Origin of the sequence: Promineifilum sp. (SeqCode) (assembly GCF_041918635.1) — a bacterium.
Taxonomy (GTDB): Bacteria; Chloroflexota; Anaerolineae; order Promineifilales; family Promineifilaceae; genus Promineifilum.
Genome location: NZ_JAYRVJ010000755.1, coordinates 1 through 3615 on the forward strand (window position 1 = coordinate 1; position 3615 = coordinate 3615).

The window sequence follows — 3615 nt, forward strand, 5'->3', positions numbered from 1 at the left end:
GCCGCGGATGGCCGCTTCGACCCGCTTCACGTCCTCTTCCGTCTCATAGCCGAAGTGGTTGACGACCTTTTGGAGCATCGACACCACCTCATACCCCTGCCGGCGGTTGAACATGATCCGGTCGTGGGCGACGCTGGTTTTGCTATCGCCTTCGCCCGCCTCCCACTTGTACTTCTTCACGTCAATCATCGCCCGCTTCACTTGGATTGCCACGTTTACCTCCATCTATGCCAAAGTCAAGAGTTGAAGAACCCCTATCCCGCCCTCGCCGCGGCGACCGATCAGTACGTTGGTGATAACTTTACGCGATACCCGGTACGCTTGTGACGTTACTGGGCATACACAGTTAACGTGGGATCGAACCACAGACGCGGCCCCTCGCGTCATCCAGGTGAAGGCTATACCCCGCCTTCAGAGGGTTGTACTCGCCTCGGTTGCAACGGCTACCAGCTTCAACTCACTCTATTAGTTCGACCAGCCAGTTGGCGGCCTGAATCTTCGTGTCCAGTTCGCGATAGGCCTGAGCCAGATCGTCGGCCTGCTGCTGGAGCTCGCCGACATCTACCGTGGTCGTAAAGCGCACTTCGCTCTTGGTGAAGCGATCCTGCTTGACAACCGCCCCTTCAATCGCGGCGTTGATCAGCGTATGCCGCAGTCGCAGGGTATCGCGCTCGGCGATGGCGTCAGCGATAGTCCGCCCGTTGTCCAGCGACGTGACCGCGTTCGTGCGGTTGATGCGCTGGATAAGCAACATCAGTTCGTGCGCCACACGCTCCATCTCGGCCAGCAGCAGCGCCGGATTCTCGGGCGGCGCGTCGCCCTCCTGCACTTTGACGGCGCGCAGGAGGCGCTGCTTCAGATGTTCGAGCCGCTTCTTGTGATCGGCGCGCAGGATCAGGGCTTCGGCTACTTTCATGGCTCGTATCTATAAACGGTTGTCAGCAAGGAGTCTTGTTGAAGAGATTGACCTGGCGCAAGCGTAGCACGACTTGACAGAACATACCATTCCAATAGCACTCTTTTGTGTATAATCTAATGTATAATAGCATGTAAACTGGAGCTGATAAACCGAGGTGCGCTCGATGGCAACAACGATGGTACGCAAGCAAATCTATATCCCCAGACGCCAGGATATTCTTCTCAAGCGGCTCTCGGCGACGCGGGGGCTCAGCGAAGCCGAGATTATCCGGCAGGCTATTGAACGCGAGATCAGCGGTTCTGTGTTAGTGCATCCCCGACGGGATGATGACGTGTGGTCGAAAATCATGCAAGCGGTAGAAGAACAGAACCGAAATTGGCCTGCGGATAGGGAGCCTATGCGGTGGACACGTGAAGAGTTATACGCGGAACGCGCCGATCGATGGCTAAAGGATAAGGATGGTTCATAGCTATGTTGCCCGCTTTGATTGACACAAATCTGCTGGTCTATCTATTCGACCCATCTGACAAACAGAAACAAACTAGGGCAGGCGACTTACTGAACGAACTGTATTTGTTGCAGGCTGGGTATCTCAGCGTCCAGTGCTTGGCAGAGTTCTTCCATGTGACCACACGCGGTTCACAGCCGCTTTTGACTCCGGCCAAGGCGCTCCAACAGGTTGAGCACTTTCAGAGCGCCTACTCAGTTTTCCCGTTGACAGCACCTATTGTGCTGGAAGCGGGGCGGGGCGTTCGCGATCATCAATTAGCTTACTACGACGCTCAAATCTGGGCCACAGCCCATCTCAACCAGATTCCACTGGTGTTGAGTGAGGATTTTCAAACGGGGCGCATCGTGGAGGGTGTCCGGTTCATCAATCCACTTATCAAGGACTTTCAACTCTCCGACTGGCTATGACCGACCTCTTCTCCCACACCGCCCAACAGCGCATCCAGCACGAAGCCCCGCTGGCGGCGCGGATGCGCCCGCGTACGCTGGATGAGTTCATCGGCCAGAGCCACATCGTCGGCCCCGGCCGGCTGCTGCGCCGCGCTATCCAGGCCGACCAGCTCTCATCGCTTATCTTCTACGGCCCGCCCGGCACGGGCAAGACGACGCTGGCGATGGTCATCGCCAACAGCACCCGCAGCCACTTCATCACCATCAACGCCGTCCTGGCCGGAGTGAAGGAGATCCGCGAAGCCATCGAAGTCGCCAAGGAGCGGCGCGAGCTGTACGGCCAGCGCACCACGCTCTTTGTGGACGAGGTGCACCGCTGGAACAAGGCCCAGCAGGATGCGCTGCTGCCCCACGTCGAGAACGGGACGATCATCCTCATCGGCGCAACGACGGAGAATCCCTACTTTGAGGTCAACAAGGCGCTGGTCAGCCGCAGCCGCATCTTCCAGCTCCGGCCGCTGACCGAGGACGACCTGCGCGCCGTGGCCCTGCAGGCGTTGGCCGACCCCGAACGCGGCTACGGCAAGCTGAACGTCCAGTTGCAGCCGGAGGCGCTGGATCACCTGGTGGACGTAGCCAATGGCGACGCGCGCGGCGTGCTGAACGCGCTGGAACTGGCCGTGGAGACGACGCCGCCGGACGAGAACGGCGTCGTCGCCATCGACCTGGACGTGGCCGAGGAGTCGATCCAGCGCCGCGCCGTGCTCTACGACAAGGACGGCGACGTTCACTTCGACACCATCTCCGCCTTTATCAAGAGCCTGCGCGGCTCCGACACCGACGCCGCGCTCTACTGGATGGCCAAGATGGTCTACGCCGGCGAAGACCCGCGCTTCATCTTCCGGCGCATGGCGATCTTTGCCGGCGAGGACGTGGGCATGGCCGACCCCCAGGCAATCGGCGTCGTTGTGAATTGCTGGGAGACGTTCGAGCGCATCGGCCTGCCGGAGGGGCGCTTCCCGCTGGCGCTGGCCGCCATCTACCTGGCGACGGCCCCCAAGTCGAACTCCGCCTTTGCCTTCTTCGACGCGCTGGGCGTGGTGGAGAAGGAGCGCGAGGCGGACGTGCCCAACCACTTGAAGGACGGCAACCGCGACAAGGAGGGCTTCGGCCACGGCGAGGGCTACCTCTATCCCCATGCCTACCGCGACCACTGGGTGGCCCAGCAGTACTTGCCCGACGCGCTGCAAGGCAAAGTCTTCTACCAGCCGGGCGAGCTGGGCTATGAGCGGGCCATCCGCGATGAGGTGGCCCGCCGGCGCGAGGCGCAACTGGCGGCTATGGTCGAGACCGAAGCGGGCGCCGCGCCCGCCCACCTGGAGGTGCTGACCACCAGCCCGACCAACCGCTCCAAGGACGCCTGGTTGCAGCGGGCGGTGGCCGGCAGCGGCCGGCAACTGGCCGGGCTGCGCGAGCGGCTGTTCGAGATGGCCGGCGTGCAGCGCCACCACCTGCTGCTCGACGTGAACGCCGGCAGCGGCCTGCTGACCTGGGAGGCGGTGCGGCGCGCGCCGGAGGGGGGCGTCTGGGCCTTGACGGTCGACGAGGCCGCCGGCGAGGCGCTGCGCCAGCAGGCCGCCCGGCTGCCGGAGATGGAGCGCCCGGCCATCCTCGTCGGTGAGCCGGCCGAACTGGATTACCTGCTCGCCCTGCGCGACGAGGACGACGTGCGCTTCGACCGCATCCTCGGCCGCAACCCCCTCTCCAGACCTGACCGGTCGGCGACCTCCGGTCGC

At 62.4% G+C, this 3615-nt stretch carries 4 protein-coding genes and 1 pseudogene; 3 read left to right on the plus strand and 2 right to left on the minus strand.

Annotation, left to right across the window (positions count from 1 at the left end; all coding sequences use genetic code 11):
* A pseudogene (locus ACE3UY_RS21790) lies at positions 1–213 on the minus strand (hypothetical protein); the annotation flags it as partial.
* 244 nt (positions 214–457) lie between these two features.
* The gene (locus ACE3UY_RS21795; RefSeq protein WP_374689580.1) at positions 458–916 is read right to left on the minus strand and encodes a DIP1984 family protein; all 459 of its coding nucleotides are present in this window, start codon (positions 914–916) and stop codon (positions 458–460) included.
* A 166-nt stretch (positions 917–1082) separates the two neighbouring features.
* On the opposite strand from ACE3UY_RS21795, the gene ACE3UY_RS21800 reads away from it, so the two are divergent.
* The 3 genes from ACE3UY_RS21800 to ACE3UY_RS21810 form a co-directional block, all read left to right on the plus strand.
* Complete coding sequence (locus ACE3UY_RS21800) at positions 1083–1388, plus strand: hypothetical protein (protein WP_374689581.1); 306 nt, start codon at positions 1083–1085, stop codon at positions 1386–1388.
* A gap of 2 nt (positions 1389–1390) precedes the next feature.
* Positions 1391–1837, plus strand: coding sequence for a PIN domain-containing protein (locus ACE3UY_RS21805; protein WP_374689582.1), 447 nt, complete (start codon positions 1391–1393; stop codon positions 1835–1837).
* Positions 1834–3615, plus strand: a 1782-nt coding sequence (locus tag ACE3UY_RS21810) for an AAA family ATPase (RefSeq protein WP_374689583.1), incomplete at its 3' end; no start/stop codon positions are given. The genes ACE3UY_RS21805 and ACE3UY_RS21810, both read left to right, overlap by 4 nt.

Bases quoted from the DNA above. Each gene is read 5' to 3' on its own strand.
- ACE3UY_RS21805 (WP_374689582.1), top strand. From the start codon at position 1,391: ATGTTGCCCGCTTTGATTGACACAAATCTGCTGGTCTATCTATTCGAC.
- ACE3UY_RS21800 (WP_374689581.1), top strand. From the start codon at position 1,083: ATGGCAACAACGATGGTACGCAAGCAAATCTATATCCCCAGACGCCAG.
- ACE3UY_RS21795 (WP_374689580.1), bottom strand. From the start codon at position 916: ATGAAAGTAGCCGAAGCCCTGATCCTGCGCGCCGATCACAAGAAGCGG.